The organism is uncultured Zhongshania sp. (assembly GCF_963975605.1).
In the GTDB taxonomy this organism is placed as follows: domain Bacteria; phylum Pseudomonadota; class Gammaproteobacteria; order Pseudomonadales; family Spongiibacteraceae; genus Spongiibacter; species Spongiibacter aquimaris.
Genome location: NZ_CAXBHN010000034.1, coordinates 1 through 20,412, shown reverse-complemented (window position 1 = coordinate 20,412; position 20,412 = coordinate 1). Strand labels below are relative to the sequence as shown.

18 protein-coding genes are annotated in these 20,412 nt (G+C 50.8%); 5 read left to right on the top strand and 13 right to left on the bottom strand.

Translation table 11 applies throughout. The annotated features are described in order from the left end of the window. Positions 1 to 13 precede the first annotated feature (13 nt). Genes AAC007_RS16900 through AAC007_RS16870 form a run of 7 tightly spaced genes read right to left on the bottom strand, consistent with a single transcriptional unit; the run spans position 14 to position 7,471 of the window. Positions 14 to 466: a nuclear transport factor 2 family protein gene (locus AAC007_RS16900; protein ID WP_339678325.1), complete on the bottom strand. Its 453-nt coding sequence runs from the start codon at positions 464 to 466 to the stop codon at positions 14 to 16. A 2-nt stretch (positions 467 to 468) separates the two neighbouring features. Further along, entirely contained in the window at positions 469 to 1,248 is a 780-nt protein-coding gene (locus tag AAC007_RS16895; protein WP_339678324.1) for an SDR family oxidoreductase, read from the bottom strand. Positions 1,249 to 1,281: 33 nt separating this feature from the next. Further along, complete coding sequence (locus AAC007_RS16890) at positions 1,282 to 3,036, bottom strand: amidohydrolase family protein (RefSeq protein WP_339678322.1); 1,755 nt, start codon at positions 3,034 to 3,036, stop codon at positions 1,282 to 1,284. Next, complete coding sequence (locus tag AAC007_RS16885; RefSeq protein ID WP_339678320.1) at positions 3,036 to 5,168, bottom strand: FAD-dependent oxidoreductase; 2,133 nt, start codon at positions 5,166 to 5,168, stop codon at positions 3,036 to 3,038. The genes AAC007_RS16890 and AAC007_RS16885 overlap by 1 nt, the downstream gene beginning before the upstream one ends. Further along, positions 5,155 to 6,186 carry a Rieske 2Fe-2S domain-containing protein gene (locus AAC007_RS16880; RefSeq protein ID WP_339678318.1) on the bottom strand — a complete coding sequence of 344 codons (1,032 nt, stop codon included), beginning with the start codon at positions 6,184 to 6,186 and terminating at the stop codon, positions 5,155 to 5,157. The genes AAC007_RS16885 and AAC007_RS16880 overlap by 14 nt, the downstream gene beginning before the upstream one ends. 2 nt (positions 6,187 to 6,188) lie before the next feature. Next, entirely contained in the window at positions 6,189 to 6,953 is a 765-nt protein-coding gene (locus AAC007_RS16875; RefSeq protein WP_295877681.1) for an SDR family NAD(P)-dependent oxidoreductase, read from the bottom strand. Further along, complete coding sequence (locus tag AAC007_RS16870) at positions 6,950 to 7,471, bottom strand: hypothetical protein (RefSeq protein WP_339678316.1); 522 nt, start codon at positions 7,469 to 7,471, stop codon at positions 6,950 to 6,952. The genes AAC007_RS16875 and AAC007_RS16870 overlap by 4 nt, the downstream gene beginning before the upstream one ends. Positions 7,472 to 7,604: 133 nt before the next feature. Here AAC007_RS16870 and AAC007_RS16865 point away from each other — a divergent pair, with 133 nt between their 5' ends. After that, entirely contained in the window at positions 7,605 to 8,693 is a 1,089-nt protein-coding gene (locus tag AAC007_RS16865; protein WP_339678314.1) for an AraC family transcriptional regulator ligand-binding domain-containing protein, read from the top strand. A 199-nt stretch (positions 8,694 to 8,892) separates the two neighbouring features. Here AAC007_RS16865 and AAC007_RS16860 read toward each other — a convergent pair whose 3' ends face one another. The 4 genes from AAC007_RS16860 to AAC007_RS16845 form a co-directional block, all read right to left on the bottom strand. Further along, positions 8,893 to 11,379, bottom strand: a complete 2,487-nt coding sequence (locus tag AAC007_RS16860; protein ID WP_339678312.1) for a TonB-dependent receptor — start codon at positions 11,377 to 11,379, stop codon at positions 8,893 to 8,895. A 131-nt stretch (positions 11,380 to 11,510) separates the two neighbouring features. Next, complete coding sequence (locus tag AAC007_RS16855) at positions 11,511 to 12,635, bottom strand: Rieske 2Fe-2S domain-containing protein (RefSeq protein WP_339678310.1); 1,125 nt, start codon at positions 12,633 to 12,635, stop codon at positions 11,511 to 11,513. A gap of 9 nt (positions 12,636 to 12,644) precedes the next feature. Beyond that, positions 12,645 to 13,406, bottom strand: coding sequence for an SDR family oxidoreductase (locus AAC007_RS16850; RefSeq protein ID WP_339678308.1), 762 nt, complete (start codon positions 13,404 to 13,406; stop codon positions 12,645 to 12,647). A 29-nt stretch (positions 13,407 to 13,435) separates the two neighbouring features. Then, the gene (locus AAC007_RS16845; protein ID WP_339678307.1) at positions 13,436 to 14,197 is read right to left on the bottom strand and encodes an SDR family oxidoreductase; all 762 of its coding nucleotides are present in this window, start codon (positions 14,195 to 14,197) and stop codon (positions 13,436 to 13,438) included. Positions 14,198 to 14,424: 227 nt separating this feature from the next. Between AAC007_RS16845 and AAC007_RS16840 the strand changes: the two genes are divergently transcribed. Further along, complete coding sequence (locus AAC007_RS16840; RefSeq protein ID WP_339678305.1) at positions 14,425 to 15,291, top strand: TIGR03619 family F420-dependent LLM class oxidoreductase; 867 nt, start codon at positions 14,425 to 14,427, stop codon at positions 15,289 to 15,291. Positions 15,292 to 15,388: 97 nt separating this feature from the next. Here the strand turns inward: AAC007_RS16840 and AAC007_RS16835 are convergent, their stop codons facing one another. Continuing rightward, complete coding sequence (locus AAC007_RS16835) at positions 15,389 to 16,021, bottom strand: TetR/AcrR family transcriptional regulator (RefSeq protein WP_296436226.1); 633 nt, start codon at positions 16,019 to 16,021, stop codon at positions 15,389 to 15,391. A gap of 254 nt (positions 16,022 to 16,275) precedes the next feature. On the opposite strand from AAC007_RS16835, the gene AAC007_RS16830 reads away from it, so the two are divergent. From AAC007_RS16830 to AAC007_RS16820, 3 genes are read left to right on the top strand one after another with little or no spacing between them, the layout of a single operon-like run. Continuing rightward, positions 16,276 to 17,367 (top strand): sulfotransferase, encoded by a 1,092-nt coding sequence (locus tag AAC007_RS16830; RefSeq protein WP_339678303.1) that lies wholly within the window; start codon positions 16,276 to 16,278, stop codon positions 17,365 to 17,367. Further along, a complete protein-coding gene (locus AAC007_RS16825) occupies positions 17,360 to 18,757 on the top strand; it encodes a hypothetical protein (RefSeq protein ID WP_339678302.1) in 1,398 nt (465 codons plus the stop codon). Before AAC007_RS16830 ends, AAC007_RS16825 begins: the two co-directional genes overlap by 8 nt. A gap of 20 nt (positions 18,758 to 18,777) precedes the next feature. Further along, positions 18,778 to 18,894 (top strand): NAD-dependent epimerase/dehydratase family protein, encoded by a 117-nt coding sequence (locus AAC007_RS16820; RefSeq protein WP_296436229.1) that lies wholly within the window; start codon positions 18,778 to 18,780, stop codon positions 18,892 to 18,894. A 337-nt stretch (positions 18,895 to 19,231) separates the two neighbouring features. On the opposite strand, the gene AAC007_RS16815 is transcribed toward AAC007_RS16820, so the two are convergent. Then, on the bottom strand, positions 19,232 to 19,759 hold the full coding sequence (locus AAC007_RS16815; protein ID WP_339678326.1) for a transposase: 528 nt from the start codon (positions 19,757 to 19,759) through the stop codon (positions 19,232 to 19,234). Positions 19,760 to 20,412: the final 653 nt, after the last annotated feature.

Here is a 20,412-nt window from a genome sequence, read left to right as displayed (position 1 = left end):
GTAAAATCCTTTTTTAAAGAAGCGACTGTATCCTTTGCTGCCGCCTAGGTAGTAAATCCGTGGCATACCAATAACAGGGCAGACGACGACGAAAATACCAGCGCCCATCAATACGCTGGTAGTCGTCCCAATACAGCATTTGCATGATGACCCACTCACCGCCGCACTCGTGCTCGTTCTTGGAATACAAGACACCCATCGCATTGTCGGGATCAGTAAACTCAATAATGTGATTGCCAACGTGATGAGACGTGCCGCTAAATTGATGACGGAGAGTGTCGTCTACCCAGGCTTTTAAATGGCTGCGCCCACTCAGTTCGCGACTGACTCGAATATCTTCCGCAAACAAATTCACGTGTGCATCGAGATCGCGCATATCCAATGACAGCGAATACTTCGCCACTAGTTGGCGAATGTCATCCAGCGACTCCAGCCTGTCGATACGCTCTTCAATGGATTTAGACATACTTAATCTCCCCAGGCCGCCGCACCGGTATTTAGCTCTGCCATACGCCCACCATCCACCGGCAACACGGCACCAGTAATGTATGAGGCTTCGTCGCTAGCAAGAAACAATATGGCATTGGCGCATTCCCGCGGATCACCTATACGTTTTAAAGGAATGGTTTTCCCCGTCGCCTGCTGGCTTTTCTCATCAGGATTTACAGATTCTAATGAGGGCGTTAAAAAGGCGCCAGGGACAACAACATTGCACCGCACTTTAGGGGCCCATTCAATAGACGCGTTGCGGGTTAGCGAGATCATCGCCGCTTTTGCCGCACTGTAACCCGCGGTTCCCACCGAGCCCGCCAAACCGCAAACCGAGGAAACGTTCACCACTGCACCGCGATTTTCTTTCAATTGAGAGTAGGATTCGCGCATTAAAAACATCGCACCATCGAGTGACACCTGAAAATTTTGCAACCAACCGCGGGTGCTGTGATTCGCCAACATGCCGGGAATCATAGCCACCGCATTATTGACGATAATATCTATGCGACCAAATTTACCCATGGTGTCGGCAACCAGTTTTTTCACCTCATCTTCTTTGCTGATATCTACTGACAGCGGCAAACATTCGCCACCCATTGCAGAAATTTGTTCCGCCACCGCGTGTAGAGGTTCAATACGGCGACTACAGATTACTACCTTGGCGCCTTCTTCGGCAAAACGAATTGCGGTTGCCGCGCCAATCCCTTGACCACCACCAGTTATAATGGCGACTTTATTCTGCAATCTTTTACTCATTTTTTACTCCTAAAATTTGTAAGCGCAGCTAGCTTAATTTCCTGCCTCGCTGCACTGATCTGCGCCGCGCTGAAAATAGCATCGGCCCCCTATCCAGACTCTGTCGACCTTAAAATTCAGTAGATTGTCATCGCCTGCAAACGGGTCGCGATCCAGCAATACCAAATCAGCGATCTTGCCCACAGCCAGTGACCCAATCTCGTGCTCTTTAAAACTTTGCCACGCCGCGTCGATAGTCAGTGCTCGCAGCGCTTGCATTGCACTGACTCGCTGTTCAGGCCCAAGCACTGCACCACTGCGCGTTTGCCGGGTGACACTGGACCACAACAGTTTATTGACATCCATTGGCACGACGGGCGAGTCCAGATGCACCGTGAATCGCATATCTCTCGCTACCACATCGGCCATGGGACTGATACGCGAGCCGCGCGCTGGCCCAAGAAATTGATCGCGGTGACGATCGCCCCAGAAAAAAGTGTGGGCGATAAAAAAGCTGGGGCTAATATCCAGCGCCTTCATCGCGTCAAGCTGATCCGGGCGCGCTGTTTGCGCGTGAACGAGGATGCTACGGCTATCCTCGCGAGAACAGCTTTGCTGCGCTGCGCGTATGGCCGCAATGACCATATCGATGGCGGCGTCGCCGTTGCCGTGCAAGGCGAGGTGAAAGCCTTTGCAATACAGCGCAGTTACGCGTTCGTTGAGTTCATTTTGTTGGTAGCGAGGAAAGCCTCGATAGTCTTGATCTAATTGATCAGGCTGCTGCCGGTAATAGGGCTGGGTCAGATACGCCGTATAGCCTTGTATACTGCCGTCGACAATCAGCTTGATCGCTGAGGCGGTAAATTTATCGCTGTCAAAGTGTTCAAGATTCAATTCGCCATTCATTAATTTTTCAAAATTAATATCGGCGAGCGGCCAGGTAATTACCCGCTGAGGAATACGCTGTAAACGAGAGGCCCAGAACAATCCATTCAGCATGGGCATATCAACACCACCGCTTTGAACGGTAGTGACTCCCGCAGCCAGATACTGCTTTGCGGCTTCATCGATCATGGCTAGGAAATCAATGGCGCTAAAATCCATCGCTATCGGCGCAATTAAATCTGTCGCATGTTCAAGCAGTAATCCGCTTGCCTCTCCAGTTTTCGCGTCCCTTACAATCATTCCGCCATCCGGATCCGGCGTGTCTATACCAATACCGCCAAGTCGCAAGCCGGCACTGTTAACCACACCCATGTGACCCGAGCTGTGCATTAAATAAATGGGTCTGGTGGCTGACACGGCATCCAAATCTTGCCGAGTGGGATGGCGCGCCTCACTGAGCAAGGAATCATCGTAGCCAAATCCGAAAAGCCAATCCTCGTCTCCGCCCTCGCTAAGGCCGGTACGCAACAATGTTTGAATATCAGCGATGCTGCTCACTGAGCCAATCGGTGGGCTACTTAAATCTATGCCGACTGCGCTCAGACCGGTGCCGGGGAAATGTCCGTGAGCATCGATAAAGCCCGGCAATAAACTGCGGCCATCGAGGTCAGTCATCACCGTTGTAGAATCCGCTAATGCGAGAATGTCTTCGTCTCTGCCCAGCGCCACAATACGGCCATCTCGCACCGCCATCGCAGAGACAATTTGATCATCACTGTTCATGGTAATAACGCGGCCGTTATAAAATAATTGCTGCGCGGGCAGCGCCGGCTCAGAATCCAAAAGCCAAACATAGCCACCGCCACCAACGAGTAGCAACAGGAGTACAAGACTGGCAAAAATCCGTACTAAAACCGTTTTCATCACAGACTCACCGCCAGTTCACGGGCGCTGCGGATGGCACCCTCGATGTACCCTATCTCGGCGCTGTCGCCAATGCTATGAAGATCGACCTTGAGACTGGCAAACTGCTGGCGCAAATCACTGTCAGGTTCCGCACCTACGGCAATAATGACATTGTCGGCAACAGTGTGAGCTTCGCTCTCTCCTTGCGTAAACATCACGCGATCGGCCGTAATTTCCCGCACTGCAGCGTTGCGGTGTAGCTCCACACCGTGCTCCTTCAGTTGATGCAGCACCCGCCAGCGACGCACCAGGCTCAATTCTGCGCCCAGGTCGCGGCCCGCCTCTAGCACCGTTACTTGTCGACCGCGCTCGGCGAGCAATTCGGCCACTTCTAAACCAACTAAACCGCCGCCTATAATGCAGACACGTTTGCCCAGTGGCATATAGACATGGCTGAGTTTACGCATGAGATCGATATTCCGACTCAGCCCCAATGCACCGGATAAGCGCGTCAACAAGCGCTGATGCCAATTCAATTTACCGCGAGCATTGCCAGCAAACAGCATGTCGCGCAGCTCTTCGCCATCAAGGACATGGCTGAGTTGCTTACCGGCAATATCCGGGGCGCGTCGACGAGCGCCCGTTGCCAATATCACGGTATCAAAACCAGCAGCGTTGATATTTTCGCTATTCGCCGATTTGCCCAGCTCGATATTCACCGGCAATTCCGCCAAGGCATTTTTGAGATAACGCACTATTCGACCATTGGGCTCATAGGCCAATGCCGCCACTCTGGCGGTACCACCGAGTACCTTGTCGCGCTCCCACAAGCTGACTTGATGACCACGCAGGGACAACACTCGCGCAGCCTCCATACCGGCAGGGCCACCGCCCACTACCAATATGCGGCGTGCAGCTTTAGTCGCGACAATCTGCCCCAATTCCGCTTCGCGACCAGTACCGGGATTAACAGCACAGAACATAGGCTCATTGATAAAAATTTGGCTGACGCAGACATAGCAATAGATACAGGGGCGAACGGTGTCTTCGCGACCAGCTAATAATTTATTAGGCAGCTCGGGGTCCGCCAATAATTTGCGCCCCATGGCAACAAAATCAAAATCACCCGCCGCGATATGTCGCTCCGCTATCGCCGCTTCGATACGACCAACGGCGATCACTGGAATACTCACTGCCGCTTTTAACTCAGTGGCAAATTCAATATAACCCCCGGGCGTATGCACCAGCGGCCCTTCGGTAAACGCAACCCCAACACTGACGTCAGCGTAAGCGCTGACATCGATTGCGTGACAACCCGCCACTTCGAGCAGCTTGGCAACGGCAACGGTATCGCTAATGCGAATGCCGCCTTCAAGCCTAAACTCGTGGGCATCAAGGCGACAGATTATAGGGAAATCATTGCCGATCTCTGCTTTGATCGCAGCGATAAGTTCCAGTAAAAAACGCGCGCGATTGTTAACATCGCCGCCGTATTCATCATCGCGGCGATTGCTATAAGGAGACAAAAAAGACGAAATTAAATAGCCGTGGCCGCAATGCAGTTCAATAGCATCAAAGCCCGCAGCGACAGTGCGACGTGCGGCGGCGACAAACTTAGAAATCGCCCATTCGATATCGGCTCTATCCATCACTTTATATTGCGGACCTTTACCATCGGGACCCGCAGCTCGGACAAAATTGGCTATTTCTAACTGGGTCAAACTGTCAAACATATCTCCCTTTTTGCGATGGGGAACAGAGGGCACCAACATAGGCCGTCCCGCCGCAGTGTCTTCCTGCGCGACTTTACCACTGTGATTTAGCTGCGCCGCAATCTTGCAGCCATGGCGATGCACACGATCAGTTAGCTCTGTTAATGCAGGCAAATAGGCGTCGGAAGAAAAGCCAATCATATTCGGCATCGCCGCGCCTTTGGGCCAGGAAACCGATGAGGTTTCCAATACAATCAAGCCCACGCCGCCCGCCGCACGCGCTTCGTAATAGTCCATCAACCGCTCGCCAATCGAACCATCATCATTGGCGAACTCGGAGCCCATGGCCGCCATCACAATGCGATTTCGCAGTGCCAGGTTGCCGATTTTTCCCGGCGAAAAAAGCTGGGGATAATGAATATTTTTAGCCGCGATCATTATCGCCACCCTCGATCAAAAATTGGCTATACCAGCGCCGGAACTTGGCAAAAGGACCATCGCCATCGCATAGCATGGGCTTTTCAAGGTAGCGTTTACGCGCCCAAATAATTTTATCCTCTTCCATCTGCTGACGAATATCATCTATGATGGCCTGTGCAACTCGACTGGTTTTACCGCCATCGCGACGCTGAATGAAGGCGTATTTGGCACGGCTGCGAATCCCATTGATGGGTGTGATATTCGCCATTAAGACCGTGTCGCAAATACCGCTGAATCGCACCACAGAGAGGCCTGGCCCGACGCTGCTATTTTCAATGCGGCCTTCGACGGCGCCGCGAGGGGTGTCCATTTTTGAGACAAAGACACCGTGACGAAGGTGGTCTTCAAAACGAATCTCAGCTGGCTCAGGAATTTCGGGGGTACCGTGTACAAAGCAGAAATGCGCTGCATCGACGGCATTCTCGCCAATTTCCTGCATGTGGGTTTCAATCTCCCACTCGTGTATTTGCAGCTCACCCCAGTCGGCATTGTCGAGCCCAGCCTCGTCGATCTCGATGGGATCAAACAACGGATCAACACCCTCCGGGTGATACCACACATAGATACACTGATTCGCTTCACGGACGTGCCAGCTAGGAATCACCTTTTCACAGCGCGCCACCCGCGGCGGTAAATTCTTCGCATACGGGATGCTTGTACACTCGCCCTCGCCATTAAACTGCCAACCGTGAAACGGGCAAACTATGCTTTCGCCCACCACCCGCGAGCCACCACCAGCCTGATCGCGAATACCGTAACCCAGGTGCGCACCCATATGGGCACAGTAGGCGTCCAGGACCTTGACCGCGCCAGATTCAGTGCGAAAGATCACCAGCTCTTGATCGAAGTACTCCAAGGGCAAAGATTGGCCAATAGCTAATTCTTGAGAATACAAAACCTGAAACCAGCCAAAGGGCATAGGCAGCTCGACCCGCGCCCGTTTAGAGGAGGCAATAAGCGTATTTTTGTCTGTCATGATTAACCCCTTACTGCGCCGCCGCCATCCACAGAAAGCAACTGACCAGTGATAAAAGATGCTTTTTCCGATAAAAGAAATGCAACCGCATTCGCGATTTCCGAGGGCTCGCCAAGGCGACGCATAGGCGTCACTTTATTCATCTGCTCTTCGGCTTTTGGTTGTTCCTTAAAATAGTTCTCTAATCCGGGGGTGCGGATAACCCCGGGGGACACCGCATTGATCCTCACACCCTGCGCCGCATATTCTGCTGCGGCGCTCTTGGTTAAAATATTTACGCCACCTTTGGCCGCCGCATAGGCGGTGTTAAAAGCCTGACCGCGCAAAGATGCATTTGACGAGATATTCACGATGGCACCAGCGCCCTGCGCCAACATCGCCTCTAACTCGTACTTCATACACAGCCAGGTATTGGTTAAACACATCTCCAGGGTCTGATCGAAGACCGCGCGACTGAATTGATGGATCGGGCCACTGCCTCGGCTCAGCGCCGCGTTATTGCAAGCGATATCCAAGCGACCAAAACGCTCAAGCACGGCTGTTACCATGGCTGATATCTGTTGCTCATCGCTCACATCGCAATAGAAAAAGGCAGACTCAACACCGTGGCGCTGCAAGGCTAAGGCAGCCGTTTCACCTGCGTCACGATTGATATCAATGAGTGCAACACTCGCGCCCTCGATTGCAAGCTGCTCGCAGATAGCGTGGCCAATACCCGTTGCTCCACCGGTTACCAGAGCGATCTTTCCCCGCAAAACTCCTGTCATGATTTATCTCCAAGGATAATGTTGCTTAGACCATTCGCTGGCTTTAAAGCGATATACACAATCGGCCAAGTGACTAGCGCTGCAACGAGGCCCATCAATACGCCCTTGCTCACGCTGTAGCTAAAACGGCTCAGCTCATAAAGCTCAAAGAGCGGAAACGCCAGTAGCAAAAACACGGCCATCAGAACGAAGCCATACACCGCTAGCAGTCCGGCAATGGCGGTATTTCTAAAGGACGCCATATAAGAAAAAAACAAGGTATAGAATCGCGGCAGCGGCGCATTAACTTGCATATTTGCCGGCGCCTTCTTCCGCTGCATCGGCAACACGATCAATGTCAGAATAAAAATCAGAATGACGGTAGTTGCCAAAAAATCATAAAACACTCCCCCACCACCATAAATGGGCAAATGCACTTTTCCGCCACTCAAGAGCCAAGCGCAGATGCCGTTAATAATTGAGTTACTGACACCGCTATGCAGCGCCGTTTTTAAAATATAATTATTATTTTTACTCACTGCCCTACTCCAGATGCGTAATTGACTTGTATCGAGCTATGGCTTCATATTAACCCTCACAATAATTCGCTAAAGCACATAATCTTTCATAAGCATCCACATTTAAGTTCAAGCACCGCAAAGAGCAGTTAATATGCATAAAATCAACAACATATCCGTTGGGAAATTTCTCCGGGTACTGGACTATCTCGACAAGGTTGGCATTGACTCTGCCGCTATAGCCAAAAGTGCCGGCATGGATGCCAATCATTTACTCAAGTCACCGCCAGACAGTGAATTGCCCGGATACAAATACTCGAGCCTATACGAGCACGCCGCTGCCGCGATGCAAGAAATGGACATTGCACTACCGTGGGGAGCGGGCATCGGCACCGATGTATTTCGCTTTATGTGTTACAGCATTATCAATTGCCAAAATTTAGGTTCAGCTTTGCAGCGCGCCGAACGCTATCAAAAAATGCTCCACCCCATAACCGGCTACCAGATTCACCTCAGTTGTGAAAACGGCATTGCTAAACTGCACTACGATTTTGATATAGACACGTTCAATAGTCGTTTCAGCCCTGACTCATGGGACAGAACCAGCCATTCAGACACTATTGCCAAAGCCTCCGGGCTGCGTGTGTGGTTTGCATTTATGGGTTGGCTGGTAGGCCGTGATATTGAAATTTCTGCGCTAACTATTTCGGCACCACCGGTATCCAAGGCCTATAGCGACAGCTTAGAGAATTTAACCGGCGTTCAGGCTGAGTATAATGCCACTCATACTGCGATCTATTTTAGTGAAGACTACCTGCGCTTTCGCACCGTACACACCACAACATCGCTTGAAGCCTTTCTGGAACACTCAGTATTTTCGCTCATCACTCAGGATTCGAAATCTGCCAGTACCGGCGCCGCCATAAAATCGTTACTGGCAAAAAGTGGCACCGGTAGCTTACCCAGCTTTGAAGCCATGGCCGAAGATTTACATATGTCGCCGTCGAGTCTGCGGCGCCGACTTCACAGCGAAAATACCAGTTATCAAGAACTCAAAAATGTATACCGAAGTGATATCGCAACCCGCTTATTGCGAAATGAGAAATTAAAAATTCACGAAATTGGCGAGCAACTCGGCTTCCTGGAATCCAGCTCATTTATTCGATCCTTTCGCAGTTGGACCGGCTTAACGCCGAAGCAGTTCCGCTCACAAATGGAAGACCAGCATAGTGATATCGACTAGCCTTCGGGACACAAACGACGGGCATAAAAAAGGCGAGTAAACTCGCCAAAAAAACCTCAACAGGGAGACCCAGCAGACGTCATCATAAAAATCTATATTGACAAGCTTTACACCAAGGCAACAATGCACCCGCAAGCGCGGGAACATTGTCAGTACTTATCGCTGCTGCAGTCGAAGCAAACTAGCTCAAGCCCATGCATCAATAGCTGTAACGAACCTCCATACCAAAGGTGCGCGGCGCACCGTACTGCTCAGTAATTAAACCCAAGCCCTGGAAGTTAACACCGTAAGATGGGTAATCATCGTCGGTAAGATTATTTACCCACAGCGACACCATCAGATCGCCAGTCTCAACAGGGATCTCACTCAAGCTGAGCCGAGTGTTGATAATTGTGCGTGCGTCCATCGAGCTATTGGTATAAAGAATCGGTGTGCCACCCAGGATTGATGGCGACAAACTAACTTGCTCCCAGGTGTCTTGCCAATTCGCGTCGACAAACAGGTTGAAGTTACCAATCCCCGTATGCGCAAAGGTGTAATCCATACTGGCAGTGACTTTATTGCTCGGTGAGTTACCGCGCTTGGCTTCTGCACTGCCGTCAATGCACTGGTTATTGGCACAGGTATCCGGAAATTCTTCAAAGTCGCCGTTAATATAGGTATATGACAGACTCACGACCATATCTTCAACTGCGACCACGGCGATCTCAACCTCGCTTCCCCAACGCTCGGCTTTACCAGCGTTAATGGTTGTCGAGGTTACTCCACCCCCAGTGCTTTCAAGAGAGCTGGTCTGCAATTCGTCATACACATAAGTGTACAAACCGGCGTTCACCCGCAGACGTCTATCCCACCAATCAGACTTCACACCAACTTCCAACTGCTCAATAACTTCCTCTTCAAAACTATTGTTAAACACCTCGCCATTAAAACCACCCGAGCGATAGCCGGTGGCATAGCGCACGAAGCTGTTTATATCGTCTGTGATGTCATACGCTGCAGTGACGTTGTAGCTAAAGTTATAAAAATTTTCATCCCGCGACAGCGCGCGTGCCGGTGAAACACCAAACGGCGTGCTAACCGAACCGTAGTCGTAATTGATCGCCTTTTTCTCTTCGGTGTAACGTATGCCGACGGTCAAGGCGAGACGATTATCAAGCTCGGCAAAACGATAGGTACTTTGGCCGTAAATCGCCAAGGCGTCGGTTTCCAAACTGTACTTCTGATCATCGCGCCCCGCCAGCGGGATAGCAAAAGCCGCCTGCCGATGATAGTTAGATTCATCTTCAAACCAAAATAAACCCAGCACGTAATCAAGTTGTTCAGTCGCACCAATGAACTGAAATTCCTGTGACAGCTGCTCGTACTCAGACAGCGTATCTTGCATGCTATGGCCGGCGCCCTGTTGATCTATGGCGTCCCAAAGTGAATCTACGGCGGGAAACGATGCGCCACCGCTGCCACCGTAATATTGAAGCAGCACGCCGTGAAGTCCGTCATTGTAAGCACCCACCCCATTGGCATCCAAGCTGCTGTCGATATCATCCAGTTCACCGGCAACATAGGTCTCGGTTTCCCGCTGGGCGGTGATCGATTTAATCGTCACGTCGCCTAGCATGCCTCGCTCGCCGAGCTGCCATTCCGCGGTAATCGCGTGACCATCGACCTCACTCTGAGTAATCGGTGTCGCCTCTGCTGCGCCGCCATCAGGTCGGCCCTCACCATTGGCTAACACCTGCTCATAGGCATCGATGGTTTTTTGAATCGATGGCAACCAACGACTGCTAATACGCGGGTCAGCACCCGGCGCCATTGCCAGTTGGCCTGCGGTAGTTTGAGCAAAACGCAGGAAGCTTAAGCGATCACCACCTAGCGCTGGGCCTTCGGTGAAACCGACCACTTTCTGCAGCGTGTTGACTTCATCTAACTCGCTGTGATCGTAAACATAATCGACGGTCACATTCTCAGTTGGCTGCCAGCGCAGTGCGGCGCGCCACGCTTGGCGATCTAAACTGTCAAAGTCCTCTCCGCCAGAGTAATTATCGTAGAAGCCATCGCGATCTTTGGTCATAAAACTCACTGCGGTGGTTAACTTCCCCGCACCTTCGCCAATCTCACCCAATGCATCAAAATCAACATTCGTTTTTAAGGTGCGCAGGCCGTAATTGCCTATGCCAGCTGTTACGTCAACCGCAAACTCTTCCAGCGGCTTTCTCGAAATAATATTCATGGCACCGGCGGTGGAGTTGCGACCATACAAGGTGCCCTGTGGACCTCGCAGAACTTCAATACGCTCGATTTGCGCTAGATCCAGGGCGGAACCCAGCATCTTGCCAACGTATACGCCGTCGACATACATCCCGACAGCGGGATCCAGGGAGATATTAGCCGGTGAACCACCCGATATACCTCGGATGCTCAGGCTGGTGATACCACGCGAACCAGGAGCTGAATAGCCACCCATACCCGGCATACTGGCAAACATATCGTCGGCATTGCTAATACCGCGTTTTTCAATGCCATCGCTAGTCAAAGCAGTGATCGCAATCGGCGTATCCTGCATAGATTCAACACGTCGCTCAGCGGTAACCAACACCTCTTCCAGCACATTTTCGGCGTGTACGGAATTAATTCCACTGGCAACGCTGGCCAACACTACCGCTCTGATTGAATTGCTATATTTCATTTTATATATCCGATTTTTAGATTTATATAACGGTGCACTTGAAAAAAGATTGCGATCACACGCTGATCTTTTCATGGATACAAGATTAGCTAATCCGTTATTTTTAAGAAGAACAAAATCATCCAAAACTGTTATCGATTACGGTCACTGCCGTCCCGCACAAACGCCACAAGCTGAGCAATGGCCCCATCCAGGACACTTTCCGGAGGGAGTGGGGCCAAGCCCTCAACACCGCAGCGGCCGTTTACCTCCTCTTGAATTGAGCCGCACTCCGCCAATGGCATGTAAAACTGCTTATACCAGCGCCTGCCGCGGGCAAAGGGACCATCTGTTTTAATCTGTAGCACCCGCAATGCGGGCTTTTTCTGCTTCCAAATCCCAAAATCTGCGGCTAGCGAATCGAGCGCGCCAGCCTGCAATTGCTTTGCCTGCTCTACTTCATCAGGCCCCGGCTTAGCTACCCCGCTGTTTACCAAGAGGCCGTGCCACAATTTCACACGCCCATCTGCTATTGGTGTATTGGCGATGATTTCAATACTTTCAACGTCGCCAAACAGTTGGTGCGAAAGCAACACTCCCGGCCCGGTATACCAGGTTGTGGTGCGCAACATAGCTTGGTATTCCTTGTGGAAACCGCCCTGATGTTGAATATAAATGTGATCGCGGAATTCATTTTCAAAATACTCACACGGCGCACCGTGAGTAGGCCCTAAATGTCGTGCATCCGCCATGTTATCGATAATTTCCTGGGGATGAACTGCCAACTCGCCAAGGTGATCCAAACGCCAGTGAATCCACTCACTTTGCTGGCACTGTGGCACGTCCGGCACCGGATAATGAGGCTCATTGCCGTCATTGTCATACCACATCCATATGCAGCCAAGACTCTCTGCAACGACATAGCTATTCAGTTTTGCCGACCGAGGTTTGGGGCCGTCAAAGTAGGGAATATCATCACACACACCATCGGCACCAAAACGCCAACCGTGATACGGACAACGGATAGAATCACCTTCAATTTGCGCGCCCTCCCTCGCAATGATCGCGGTGTCACTAGCTGCAATATGGCATTGCATATGAGGGCAGTGGGCATCTAAAAGCACAAGCTGACCGCTTTTACCTCGGTAGAGGGCAAAATCCTGATCAAAAAAGCGCAGCGCCAGGGGACGCTCAGTGAGCTCATGTGACTCCGCAATAACATACCAGCCACGGGCGAAGATATTCGGTCCAAGACTGTATTCAGTAGATGTGGCCATAGTTAAACTCTAAATTGCATCTGGACGGAGCATGGCATCATGGCCTCCGTCGACATAAAGGATGGAGCCGCTGACAAAGCTCGCTTCAGAGCTCAGTAAAAACCCAATAGCATCGGCAATGTCTTTGACTTCACCGGCCCGGCCGAGGGGAATTGCAGCAAGGAATTCACGAATCGCCGCACTGAATTTAGGGTCGTTCTCAGTGGCCATCGTCATCGCCGTTCGGGTGTAGCCCGGCGCAACCGCATTGATGCGCACCCCTGCACGGGCATACTCTGGCGCCTTGCGCCGCAGCCATTTTGATATTGCCTGCTTGGAACCACTGTATGCGGCGTGAGGGGATATCTCGCTCAGGGTCTGAGACAACAAGGCACGATCATCATTTAGCAGAGCGGCGACATAGTTGGGGTCGGTCTCGTGCGGAGCAGAGTTAGATGATGTCAGCACCGCAGAACCTCGAACGGCGGCCAAGACGTCTTTCAAGCCCTCTAGCAAGGCGATGGAGCCATAAAAATTGACTTCTGGGATCAGTGCGGCGTTAGGGCTAGCACCGCCCACACCGGCGCAACAGACCAGGCCATTCAAGCCCTGCTCACTTATTTCCAGGCATCGCTGAAGTGCCTCGCTGCGACCCTCTTCACTGGCAAGATCGGCAATGATATCGCCTTCCTGGCGATCCAATCTGACTACTTTTTCGCCGTCATCTTCCAAGCGCTGACTTATCGCTGCGCCAATTCCAGATGCCGCACCTGTCACGATATACAATCCCATTTTTTAATCCTCAATATCGGCCATAGACCTTATGAAACTCGAGCTTGGCCGCCATCTAGCGCGATGGTCTGGCCATTCACATAGCGACTGTGATCACTGCACAACATGCTGACAAAATCGCCAATATCTTCCTTGCACTCACCAATGCGGCGCAGCGGGATGGAGGCGATGAATTCAGCGGCCTCTTGGGGCCTATTTTCTGTCCAGGTTTTTAATCCCGGCGACATGGCGTGAGGCAAAATAACATTGCAGCGAATACGCTCAGCACCCCACTCACAGGCCGCAGCGCGGCTGATCGAACGAATTGCTTCTTTTACTGCCGCGTAAGCGCCGTAACCCGACATATCCCAGCGCATGCCAACCGACGACGCCAAATTTATAATCACCCCATCGCCACGCAAGTACGGATAACAAAGCTTCATAAGCCGTAAAGTCGCCATCGGCCCGGACTGCCAGCCAGCCTCAATTTTTTCCTCGGCTACCGCTAACAGCGTGCCCAAGGGCACCTCCTGAGCGTTGTTGACCAGAATTTGAATACCACCGGTTTCATTCACGACGCGCTCAATTGCCGCCGCCAATTCACTCGCATTCTTAACATCGACGGCAATCGCGATCGCCTTACCACCAGCTTGCTCAATCAGGTTTCGACTGGTCTCCAGTTTTTCTAAACTACGACCCAGCAGGGCCACCGTCGCACCGCGCTCTGCGAGCGATATGGCAATACCTTGGCCGACACCCTGACCCGCACCGGTCACCACCGCCGTTTTATTTATTAAAAACCGATCGTTCATTCATCACCCCTTTAAATACCTGAGCCAATACTAGCGTCACTCGCGCGACGGCAAGCCCACAAAAACAACTAATTTTATAAACATTTTCTCGACTAGTGAGCTGGGTTGTTTTGCTTATCAATTTGAATGGAAATGTCCTGAGCATTATTTAGCGCAAGGACTATGCTGCGCAGCTGTTCACAGAATCGACAACACAGTGTTAAGAAAGCCCCAACAGGAGAGCCAGTATGAAATTCAGTTTTAACCCCAGTATGTGTCCGCCGGATCAATATGCGGCTTTAACACTGGCCGCTGAAGAGGCGGGGTTTCATAGCATTTCGTTTCCTGACAGTCTCTGCTATCCAGAGCATTCATCAAGTAACTATCCTTACAATGGCGACGGTTCGCGAGAGTTTCTAAAAGATCTTCCCTTTGTAGAACCGCTGGTCGCTATTCCCTACTTAGCCGCAATCACTACAAAAATCCGCTTCAACACCGGCGTTTATAAACTCGCGGTGCGGCAACCGGTGGCGGTGGCAAAACAAATCTCGACGCTCGCCATCCTCAGCAATAACCGCTTTGATTTCGGCATTGGCTTAAGTCCTTGGCCGGAAGATTTTGAAGCCTGCCACATACCGTGGGAAAAACGCGGCGAGCGCTTTGACGACCAAATTAAAATTCTTCGGGGTTTGTTGAGCGGCGACTTTTTTGCCTATGAAGGCGCGCAGTTGAGTTTAAATAGCATCAAACTCTGCCCCGTTCCTACAGCCCCAATTCCGATTATTGTCGGCGGGCATTCTGATGCGGCATTGCGCCGCGCAGCCAGATTAGGTGACGGCTGGATTGGTGCTGGCGCGAGCGCCGAAGAATACAGCGTTCTTATCAACAAGCTGCAGGAATTCAGAAAGCAATTTCAACGGGATCACCTGCCATTTGCCATCCACGTCAGCTCAAAAGATGCCTATCATCAGGCCGGCCAAGACGCACTGGCGGCCCTCGGTGTAAGCGAGTGTCATATCGCTTTCCGCAACCCCTACGACGGCAAGCCAGACACCCAAAGCGTCGATGCCAAAGTTCAACAACTTCAACACTTTGCAAAGCAGTTTATTTTCTAGGGTCTCTCCCCGCATTCCGCCAACATTGTTGGCGGTTTTTTTATTTTTATTTTGACAAGACAGCTACCTGTAATGCAGCATCGAGCTAAACAAATCACTATTGCAGATACGCAAGTAGCAACTGCAAAAGCTCCTCTCTGAATTCAGGATCAGCCAGTAAATCAGCTTGTTCTATTAAAGCCTGCCTAAGATTTCCCTGCAGTGTCTGCTCTATTAAGCGACTGCGAAACCGCGGATTACCTTTACATTGATGCTTGACTAAAAAAGGCTCCAACCACGCCTGCCAAGACGGATTATTCTGTAATTGCGTCAGTTCATTAATATAGCGATGAATATCAAAACTGTGTTGATACTCTCGAAAAAAATCGGGATCGAGTTTCAGTAAGGCCAGTAATTGTTCGCACTCTAAATCAATAATTTTAGCCAATGTATCACTTAAAGAGTGATTCGAAAGTCTATTAAATTCTCGAAATCGCTGACTTGCCTGCTCCGCCAGTTCCACCATTGTCTTGTCGTAAACGTCGGCAAGAATGGCTTCCTTGCTCGGGAAGTATTGATATAGCGACGCAATATTCACACCCGCAACATCCGCAATGCGCTGCGTGGTTAATTTAGCTGCGCCCTCTTCATCTAGAATTTTCAGGCATGCCTGTTGAATGGCGTGCACGGTAAACAGAGAGCGGCTCTGCTTGGGTAATTTCCGCGCTCGTGGCGGTTGCTTCTCTGTCATTGCGGCAAGGCTCAAGTGAAAAATGTAAACAGGCTGCTCGAATTTTTATAATTATTTAAAAAAACCAATACAAACATGGACTTACACTACTTCATAAAAACTCAAAATGCCAGTTGTTATCACTGCATCAAAGCCTCTAGGCTAAGTCTTATCGACAATCAAAAGGGACCTATCTGGTGTATTTTGACTTTACCTATTATGCCCGTGTTTTACGACATGTGTGGTGTTTAAAAAACTGGTCAGGCCGATCTCGAATGTTGCGAAGATTACTGCTGTGGCTGCCCCTGCAATCGCTTTTTCACAGCCTGTGCTTTTTATTAGATTATCTGTTTTTTCCGCGCCTATGGCGGCAGCGAGTAGATCGCCCGGTATTTATTGTTGGCCACGCCCGCAGTGGCACGACCTTGTGCCACCGCCTCTTAGCGGCCGACGGTGATCATTTTAGCTATTTTCTATATTGGGAGCTGCTATTCCCTTCACTGTTACAAAAAAAACTCATTCGCGCACTTGGTAAACTCGATCACGCCTTGGGACAGCCCTGCAAGCGCCGATTAAAAAAATGGGATGACAAAACCTTCGGCAAATTTCGTCATATTCACAATATGAGTTTGTGGAATGCCGAGGAAGACCAGTTTGTAATGCAAGCCGCTTTTGTTACCCAGCAGTGGGCAGTCGATATACCGCTGATGGATAAAATCGATCTCTATCATGTTGATAATATGTCGGCAAAAAAACGCCGTCGGTGGATGCACCACTACCGCGAGTGCGTCAAACGACAACTATTATTAAATGGTGGCAATCGCATCCACCTAAGTAAGAATCCGCTTATGTGCGGTTGGGTGGCCGCCATCATCGACACCTTCCCGGATGCACGCATCGTCGTCATGATGCGCAATCCCAACGATTGCATTCCCAGCACACTCAAATTGTTAGAGCTTAGCTGGCAGGGTAAAGGTTGGAAGCCGTCTCAATATGCGTCCTCGCTTCGCGAAATGACCGACATCGCCTTTGACTCTATGCGCCACCCTCGCGAAGTCTTAAACAACCATCCCGACACGCCACATGTATTTATCGATTATCGCCAAATTACCGCCGAACCCAGGCAGGCCATTCATCGTCTCTATGAAGCATTGGCTATGCCGGTGTCTGCGGACTTTGACGCATGGCTAATGCATCAAGAAGACAAAGAGCGCAGCCACAAAAGCCACTTTGAATATACGATCAATGATTACGAACTCTCCCATCGCGAGATTGAATCGAAACTCAGCGATTTATTTGACGAGTACCAGTGGCCGCGTTTGAGCGGTGAGAATCCCTCTCAGACAATGGAGACAATAAATGGATAGTGCATCAGTCAGCCCTGACAACAAAGAGAGTAAAGAACGCCTTAAGGCCGCTTGGGATGATTTAATCGCGGAATTGCAGTTAGCCCGCGACGCCATCGATAATCCGGCGTTTTTTCCACCCGAGGCCAGCGATCGTAATTTAGCGGAAGGCTACCGCTACCTTGCGGGCTTTATGCACCACGCCGTTGAGCGCGCCTTCCATGAAGATGCGGATTTCCCCGCTTTCCGCAATGGTTTGTCGGTGTATAACAAATCCACCATCGACAACGCCGACGCTATCTATTTTTACGCTCCCATCGACGGTAAAAAGCATTACCGCGTACATGGCAATATCGCCGACCACCGTCACTGGCGCGGTGAAGCGCGCGCAGAAAGTGGTCCACTGGCTCCTCAATACCTCATCTTTGAAGTTCACAGTGGCGCGATGTCTGGCGACTCAGGTGATTTAAGAGAGCTGGCCGCCGGCGGCAGAACCGGCTTTGGCAGCTTGGACACCTCTTCACTATCGGTGGCCGACAATGGCGACTTCGAATTATTACTCGGCCCTGAAAAACCCGCAGGTTATAGCGGCAATTTTGTGTGCACACGCAAACCGCCCAGCAAGCGCAATCCAGATGGCGATGATCGCTATGCTGACTATATAAGTGGCCGCCAGCTTTTCTACGACTGGGGCCGTGAGCAAGCCATACAATTAAATATTAGCGCCTTAGATACCGAAGGTTGTTCACCCCCAGCACTGGATAGCGAGCGCGGTGCGGAGCAGTTGCGCCACATGGGTGGTATTATTCGTGGGCAAATGCACTTCTGGTTGGCGTTCTACGAAAAAGTACTGAACTGCAATCAGCGCGCGGTGGAACAGGGGCGCTATTTTATGCCAGTCAACGCCTACAACCAGCCCAACGCTGCCTCGGGAGATACCGGCGGCGGTATGAGCACCAATATTTATGCCGGGGGTATTTTTGATATCGCCGACGATGAAGCGCTGCTTATCGAGGCCAGTTATAGCGGCGAGCCCGTGTATAGCAGTATCCACCTCGGCAATCTCTGGGGCGAGTCACCAGATTACGCCAATCACCAAAGCAGCCTCAATGGCTTTCAGACGCATATGTCCGCCGATGGTATTCAGCGTTGGGTCGTCGCCCACCGCGATCCCGGCGTGCCCAATTGGATCGACACCACCGGCCTAGGGCGAGGCTTTTTATCCAACCGCTGGGCCTATTGCCAGCTGCCAGAACAAGCGCAGTGGCCGCAAATCAAGGCGCGCAAAATCAACTTCGAAGAGATTGCCAGCAGTTTCCCAACAGACACGCCGCGTATCTCAGCCGCCCAGCGCAAAGCCACCATTGCCGAGCGCCAACAACATGTGCAACGGCGGTTCAGAGTTTTTTAATTTAACAAAGGAAGCAAGATATGAACGTATTAGTCGTCGGCGGATCTGGCCTGATTGGTGGCGAGATTGCATTACACCTCAAATCCCAGGGTCACGATATCACTATCATGGCCCGCAAAGTGCGTAGGTTGGGGTGAGCCTCGCGAACCCCAACAAACCCAACGCTGGCACCAAGCATTTCCAAGCCGATGCCACATTCACCAATCCTATTATTCAGCCATTGTGCGTTATTCCGACAATGTTGGGGTTCGTGCCTCACCCCAACCTACCGTCATTACCAAACCCAAGCAACGCAGCTCCGTGCGTAGGTTGGGGTGAGCACGCGAACCCCAACATTCCAAACGGTGGCACCAAAGCATTTCCAAGCCGATGCCACATTCACCAATCTCATTATTCCGGCATTGCTTTTTGTTACACCAATATTGGGGTTCGTGCCTCACCCCAACCTACATCATGTAAATTCAAAACGACGTATCACTCGCCAAAGGAGCCATAAACATCGCCCTCATCCTTGCCCCACTGACTATCCAAGATACCTTTTTCAACATATTGATGGAATGTGGAGTAAGGCCACTGCGCAACGGCTGTTACGTAACCATGTTTAACCGGATTGAAATGAATGTAATTTACGTGCTCTTCAAAATCCCGAGCATCACGAATTTTATGTTCCCAGTAACGTCGTTGCCAAATTCCCCGCTCTCCTTTTTGTTTACGACTTCGGCTTATCGTTTCTTGTCGGGGTATTTGCCGCGAAAAAGTTGATTTTATTAACATCCAACGAGTTGCATAATCAGCGTCATTTTCTGGCAAGGTAAAAATAGCGTGTAAATGGTCCGGCATTACCACCATGGCATCGACTATAAATGGATGCCGCTTTTTTACTGTATTAAAGACATAACGCAAGACATCAATCTCATCGGTCAATAACGAGGTTTTTCGATTCGCCAAATTCACCGTGAAGAAATACGTACCACCATTATCCAACACCCGCCGATAACGCATATCCAAATCCCTTTGTTGCATCCGCCTAATAGCAATCCATTGTCACATTCACCAATCCCATTGTTCCGGCATTGTGCATTGTTTCAACCATGTTGGGGTTCGTGCCTCACCCCAACCTACCGTCATTACACAAACCCATCAACGCAGCTCCGTGCGTAGGTTGGGGTGAGCACCGCGAACCCCAACATTCCAAACGGTGGCACCAAAGCATTTCCAAGCTGATGCCACATTCACCAATCCCATTATTCCGGCATTGTGCATTGTTTCAACCATGTTGGGGTTCGTGCCTCACCCCAACCTACCGTCATTACCAAACCCATCAACGCAGCTCCGTGCGTAGGTTGGGGTGAGCTCAGCGAACCCCAACATTCCCAACGGTGGCACCAAAGCATTTCCAAGTGCTCTTCCACCCACCTGAATCCAACATACAAATAAAAAAAACCAGTCTTGCGACTGGCGTAATATTGATAAGGCGTGTTTCACAAAGAAGGGATAAATCAAAACAGCCTAGGGGCGATTTGAACCCTTCGGGCTGCGCCATTCGCAAAGACACGCGAATAGCTTGTTCAAAACGCTGGCGCAATTAGTAATTCAATTCGCCTAGGGGCGATTTGAACCCTTCGGGCTGCGCCATTCGCAAAGACACGCGAATA

Bases quoted from the DNA above. Each gene is read 5' to 3' on its own strand.
- AAC007_RS16900 (WP_339678325.1), bottom strand. From the start codon at position 466: ATGTCTAAATCCATTGAAGAGCGTATCGACAGGCTGGAGTCGCTGGAT.
- AAC007_RS16895 (WP_339678324.1), bottom strand. From the start codon at position 1,248: ATGAGTAAAAGATTGCAGAATAAAGTCGCCATTATAACTGGTGGTGGT.
- AAC007_RS16890 (WP_339678322.1), bottom strand. From the start codon at position 3,036: ATGAAAACGGTTTTAGTACGGATTTTTGCCAGTCTTGTACTCCTGTTG.
- AAC007_RS16885 (WP_339678320.1), bottom strand. From the start codon at position 5,168: ATGATCGCGGCTAAAAATATTCATTATCCCCAGCTTTTTTCGCCGGGA.
- AAC007_RS16880 (WP_339678318.1), bottom strand. From the start codon at position 6,186: ATGACAGACAAAAATACGCTTATTGCCTCCTCTAAACGGGCGCGGGTC.
- AAC007_RS16875 (WP_295877681.1), bottom strand. From the start codon at position 6,953: ATGACAGGAGTTTTGCGGGGAAAGATCGCTCTGGTAACCGGTGGAGCA.
- AAC007_RS16865 (WP_339678314.1), top strand. From the start codon at position 7,605: ATGCATAAAATCAACAACATATCCGTTGGGAAATTTCTCCGGGTACTG.
- AAC007_RS16860 (WP_339678312.1), bottom strand. From the start codon at position 11,379: ATGAAATATAGCAATTCAATCAGAGCGGTAGTGTTGGCCAGCGTTGCC.
- AAC007_RS16855 (WP_339678310.1), bottom strand. From the start codon at position 12,635: ATGGCCACATCTACTGAATACAGTCTTGGACCGAATATCTTCGCCCGT.
- AAC007_RS16850 (WP_339678308.1), bottom strand. From the start codon at position 13,406: ATGGGATTGTATATCGTGACAGGTGCGGCATCTGGAATTGGCGCAGCG.
- AAC007_RS16845 (WP_339678307.1), bottom strand. From the start codon at position 14,197: ATGAACGATCGGTTTTTAATAAATAAAACGGCGGTGGTGACCGGTGCG.
- AAC007_RS16840 (WP_339678305.1), top strand. From the start codon at position 14,425: ATGAAATTCAGTTTTAACCCCAGTATGTGTCCGCCGGATCAATATGCG.
- AAC007_RS16835 (WP_296436226.1), bottom strand. From the start codon at position 16,021: ATGACAGAGAAGCAACCGCCACGAGCGCGGAAATTACCCAAGCAGAGC.
- AAC007_RS16830 (WP_339678303.1), top strand. From the start codon at position 16,276: ATGTTGCGAAGATTACTGCTGTGGCTGCCCCTGCAATCGCTTTTTCAC.
- AAC007_RS16825 (WP_339678302.1), top strand. From the start codon at position 17,360: ATGGATAGTGCATCAGTCAGCCCTGACAACAAAGAGAGTAAAGAACGC.
- AAC007_RS16820 (WP_296436229.1), top strand. From the start codon at position 18,778: ATGAACGTATTAGTCGTCGGCGGATCTGGCCTGATTGGTGGCGAGATT.
- AAC007_RS16815 (WP_339678326.1), bottom strand. From the start codon at position 19,759: ATGCGTTATCGGCGGGTGTTGGATAATGGTGGTACGTATTTCTTCACG.